Genomic DNA, 4,884 nt, shown 5'->3' with positions numbered 1-4,884 from the left:
TATGCCGCCGAGGACCAAAAGTTCTTGGAGCACAATGGCTTTGACTGGAAAGCAATGGAAGAGGCTTGGGAGAAAAACAAAAAAGGAAAACGCATCAAAGGCGCGAGCACCATCAGTCAGCAAACTGCCAAAAACGTTTTTCTTTGGCCATCAAGAAACCTCGTCAGAAAAGGATTGGAAGCTTATTTTACTTTTTTGATAGAATTGATTTGGTCCAAAGAGCGGATCATGGAAGTCTACCTCAATGTAATCGAAATGGGACCGGGCATCTATGGCATCGAAGCGGCCTCACAGACTTTCTATAACCGTCCGGCCTCCAAACTCACCCGTCAGCAGGCGGCCATGATTGCGGCAGTCCTTCCCAATCCCATCCGATGGTCACCGGCAAAACCAACCGGCTATATCCGTGGCAGGCAATCCTGGATTTTGAGACAGATGAATAACCTTGCCCCGATAGGGTTTGGGAGTTGAGAATTCATCACATCAACTTCAACACTTCTTCGATATATTCCCTGCTGTTAGAAAGCCTTGGGACTTTGTTTTGACCTCCCAATTTTCCTTTTGATTTCAACCATTTTTCGAAAATCCCTTCTTCCACAAAATGGATTTTAGGGGCTGTCAATGCAAGATCTTTGTACCGCTTGGCATCGTAATCTGAATTAACCTCCCGGAGGCTTTGGTCCAATTTCGCTAAAAACGCATCCTTATCCTTTGGCATGTTTTTAAATTCTATGACCCACTCGTGCGCACCTTTGCTTTTGGAATCCCCAAAATATACAGGGGCTGCAGTGTAATTGGTGATGGTGGCATTGGTAGCCTCAGAAGCAATCTGCACCGCTTTATCGGCATTTTCTACAATCACCTCTTCCCCAAAAGCATTGATAAAGTGCTTTGTTCTTCCTGAGATTTTGATGCGGTAGGGTGAGGTATTCGTAAACTTGATTGTATCACCGATAGCATATCTCCAAAGTCCGCCATTGGTGGTAATCAGCATCGCATAATTTTTTCCTACTTCCACCGCAGAAAGAGGAATCGCGTTGGATGGTTCTTTAAGGTTATCCTCCATCGGGATAAATTCATAAAAAATCCCATAATCCAACATCAGTAACAGTTCATCAGATTCTTTTTGGTCTTGGATTCCAAAGAAGCCTTCAGAGGCATTATATGTTTCGACATACCTCATTTTTGGAGATGGAATCAATTCTTTGAATAAGTTGCGGTATGGTCCAAAGGCAACAGCACCATGAAAAAACACTTCCAGATTAGGCCATACTTCCAAAATGTTTTTTGCTTTTTTGAGTTCAAGGATTCTTTGCAAAAGAACAATGGTCCAGGTCGGGACACCCGAAATACTTACGACATTTTCATCCATTACTTCTTCCGCCATCCTTTCGATCTTGGCCTCCCACTCACTCATGAGGGCAACATCAAGACTCGGTGTTCTGGCAAACTGCACCCAAAGCGGCAAGTTGTGGGTAATCACTGCAGAAATGTCCCCCACCTGGATTTCACTTTGTCCATCATAAGGATTCTTGGAAAGACTCCCACCGATACTCAGGCCTTTCCCTGTAAATAACTTACTGTCCGGATAATTGCTTACATAAAGGGAAAGCATGTCCTTTCCTCCTTTGAAATGACAATCTTCCAGGGATTCTTCCGAAACCGGGATGAATTTACTCCTGCTTGAGGTGGTCCCGGAGGATTTTGAAAACCATATGATCTCAGAAGGCCAAAGAACATTTTGGGTCCCCTTCATGGTCTTTTCAATGTAGGGCTTTATCTCTTCGTAAGTATGGATAGGTACATTTTTTACAAAATCTCCGTAGGAACGGATTTTGGAAAACTTATACTTTTTGCCAAATTCAGTATTCTTTGCATTCTCAAGAAGTTCTGTCAATAGCTTTTCCTGAACTTCGATAGGGTTTGTTTTAAAATTTTCGATCTGACCTATCCTGTTTTTAAAAATCCAGGTCATAAAAGTATTGACAACTTCCATCAGTTAAAAACTTTGCGTTTGAGTACAAATTGCTGCCCTAAATAAACCCTTCTCACCTGCTCATCCGCTGCAAGTTCTTCGGCTGAACCTGCTTTGAGGAGTTTCCCCTCAAACATCAAATAAGCCCTGTCTGTGATAGAAAGCGTCTCGTTGACATTGTGGTCGGTGATAAGAATCCCAATATTTTTTGTTTTCAGCTTGGCGACGATTCCCTGGATTTCCTCCACGGCAATTGGATCGACACCCGCAAAAGGCTCATCCAACAACACAAATTTCGGATCGACAGCCAATGCACGGGCGATTTCAGTTCTCCTCCTTTCTCCTCCGGAAAGCACCATACCGAGATTCTTTCTGACATGAGTCAAACTGAACTCCTCCAAAAGCGTCTCCATTTTCTCTTTTCTTTCTGCCTTGGATTTGTTGGTCATTTCTAAGACGGCCATGATATTTTCTTCCACGGATAATTTCCTGAAGACAGATGCTTCCTGAGCAAGGTAACCGATACCCAATTTGGCTCTTTTGTACATGGGCAATTTGGTGATGTTTTGGTCTTCCAAAAAGATCTCCCCTTCATTGGGTTGGATGAGTCCAACAATCATGTAAAAAGAAGTTGTCTTACCTGCACCGTTTGGACCAAGCAATCCAACGATTTCTCCCTGATGTACTTCCACGGAAATGTCATTGACCACCTTTCGGCCTTTGTATATTTTAATAAGGTTGTCTGCCCTCAGTTTCATCATCAATCAAATTTTATGTCTTTCACGTACAGTTGCAAGCTACTGTTATTCCTAAAAGTATTCTCCCGGATTTCAAATGCCAAATCAAAACGCATTTTTCGATTCAACATCTTGTAGATGATCTCATCGGGATAAATATTTTTGTCAGCCATTCCAAATGCAATACAAACAGGTTTGGTTTCCTGACCGTCTTGAACCACATTGAATCTCAGGTGTTTGTCTTTTAAAACCCTTACATCTTCGGCATACACCTGATTGACGCAGAATATCGGTTCTGGATTGCCAGGACCAAAAGGTGCCATCTGTTTGAGTATGTTGAAAAACCTGTAATTGATTTGATCCAAGAGGATTTCGTCATCGACCTCAAGGACAGGTTTCATGTGTATCTCGTCGATCCTTGCACTGACCACTTTCTCAAAACGCTCCTGAAAAGCCGGTACATTAGCCACCGAAAGGGTCAATCCTGCCGCATATTTGTGCCCTCCAAACTGCTCCAAAAGATCGCTGCATTCACTGATGGCTTCGTAGATATCAAAGTCAAAAACCGAACGGGCACTTCCCGTTGCTTTACTGTTGGACTCGGTGAGGATGATCGTTGGACGGTAATATTTCTCTATACAGCGTGAGGCCACAATTCCGATTACACCTTTGTGCCAATCTTCTTTGAACAAAACGGTGGTCTTCCTATGGCTGATTTCCTCCATTCCCTGAATCATGCTAAGTGCTTCCTTGGTGATGTTTTCATCAAAGTTTTTGCGGGCGGCATTGACTGTATCCACGATCTCAGCCCTTGCTAAAGCATCTTCCAAGTCATCTGAGATCAATAATTCTACGGAGGCTTTGGCATGTTCCAACCTTCCGGAGGCATTGATCCTTGGGCCGATTTTAAACACAATATCCGAAATCTCTATTTCCTTTTCAATTTTACTTCGGAGAATCAAAGCTTTCAATCCTGGTCTTGGGTTGTTGTTGATCTTTTCTATGCCATAAAAAGTAAGAATTCTGTTTTCGCCTGTGATCGGAACTATATCAGCCGCGATGCTGACTGCCAATAAGTCAAGATAGGCCATGACCTTTGCCGGGTCATCATTTCTATAAGCAGAAAAGGCCTGCACCAATTTAAACCCGACCCCGCAACCGCTCAATTCCTTGTAAGGATATTCGCAATCATTTCTTTTGGGATCCAAAATAGCCACCGCCGGAGGCAAAATATCTCCCGGAGTATGGTGGTCGCAGATGATAAAATCAACGCCGAGTTCTTTGGCCAAGGCTACCTTCTCTATCGCTTTGATCCCACAATCCAGGGAAACCACCAAACTGAAATTGTTTTCTGCGGCAAAACGAACTCCCTTTTCAGAAATGCCATATCCTTCTTTGTACCTGTCTGGAATATAAAAACTGACATGGGAATAAAACTGCTTCAAGAATCCATAAAACATCGCCACGGAGGTAGTGCCGTCTACATCATAATCTCCATATACCAGGATTTTCTCTTCTTTTTGGATGGCCAAAGCAAGTCTTTCCACAGCCTTGTCCATATCCTTCATCAGGTATGGATCATGCAATTTATCAGGATCGGGTCTGAAAAAATCTTTGGCTTTTTGGAAAGTATCCACCCCGCGGTTGACAAGCATATTTGCCAAAGTCTGATTGAGGTTGATTTCTTTCCCCAGAGATTCCACGGCTTTAGGATCTGCTTTTTCTCTGATTATCCATTTATACTCCATTTGGCTAAATTACTAAAGTGTTTGCCTTTAATACCGAAGCTGTTGCCAAATATTTAGGAAAATTAACAACAGAAAGTCTTTAAAACGCAAAAAGCCCAATTCCTAAATCGGAATTGGGCTTTAAAATTAAATTCTTTCATTAATTCATTGCTACCAACTTGACATCCAAAGTGACATCGTCATAGATCAGCTTGTCTGCCAAATCTTCGAAATAACTTCCTGATCTGTATTTGATATCATATTTGGTCCTGTCAAAAGTGATGGTACCGGTTGCAGTGATTTTATTGCCGGCCACTTCCACTTTAGCAGGAAAAGTCACAGGGGCGGTGACACCTTTGATGGTCAGGTCACCTGTGATTTCGTAGTCTTTTCCGTTTGAGGTTTTTGCCTGCTTGATGACAAAAGTTGATTTATTGAATTTGGC

At 42.6% G+C, this 4,884-nt stretch carries 5 protein-coding genes; 1 reads left to right on the top strand and 4 read right to left on the bottom strand.

What is annotated here, in order from left to right; all coding sequences use genetic code 11:
- On the top strand, nucleotides 1-471 hold a 471-nt coding region (mtgA, locus tag ACZFYI_RS15790), incomplete at its 5' end, for a monofunctional biosynthetic peptidoglycan transglycosylase (protein WP_462525093.1).
- Between the two features lie 7 nt (nucleotides 472-478).
- Here the strand turns inward: mtgA and ACZFYI_RS15785 are convergent.
- The 4 genes from ACZFYI_RS15785 to ACZFYI_RS15770 all read right to left on the bottom strand — a co-directional run.
- The gene (locus tag ACZFYI_RS15785) at nucleotides 479-1,996 is read right to left on the bottom strand and encodes a GH3 auxin-responsive promoter family protein (protein WP_462525092.1); all 1,518 of its coding nucleotides are present in this window, start codon (nucleotides 1,994-1,996) and stop codon (nucleotides 479-481) included.
- Nucleotides 1,996-2,733, bottom strand: a complete 738-nt coding sequence (gene lptB, locus ACZFYI_RS15780) for an LPS export ABC transporter ATP-binding protein (protein ID WP_462525091.1) — start codon at nucleotides 2,731-2,733, stop codon at nucleotides 1,996-1,998. Before lptB ends, ACZFYI_RS15785 begins: the two co-directional genes overlap by 1 nt.
- Nucleotides 2,734-2,735: 2 nt before the next feature.
- Nucleotides 2,736-4,460: a single-stranded-DNA-specific exonuclease RecJ gene (recJ, locus tag ACZFYI_RS15775; protein ID WP_462525090.1), complete on the bottom strand. Its 1,725-nt coding sequence runs from the start codon at nucleotides 4,458-4,460 to the stop codon at nucleotides 2,736-2,738.
- Nucleotides 4,461-4,599: 139 nt separating this feature from the next.
- Nucleotides 4,600-4,884 (bottom strand): YceI family protein (locus ACZFYI_RS15770; protein WP_462525089.1); only part of this gene is annotated, 285 nt, incomplete at its 5' end.

This window comes from Aquiflexum sp. (assembly GCF_977115555.1).
Note: the sequence above shows the minus strand (reverse complement) of the source record. Positions and strands in the feature narration are given on the sequence as shown.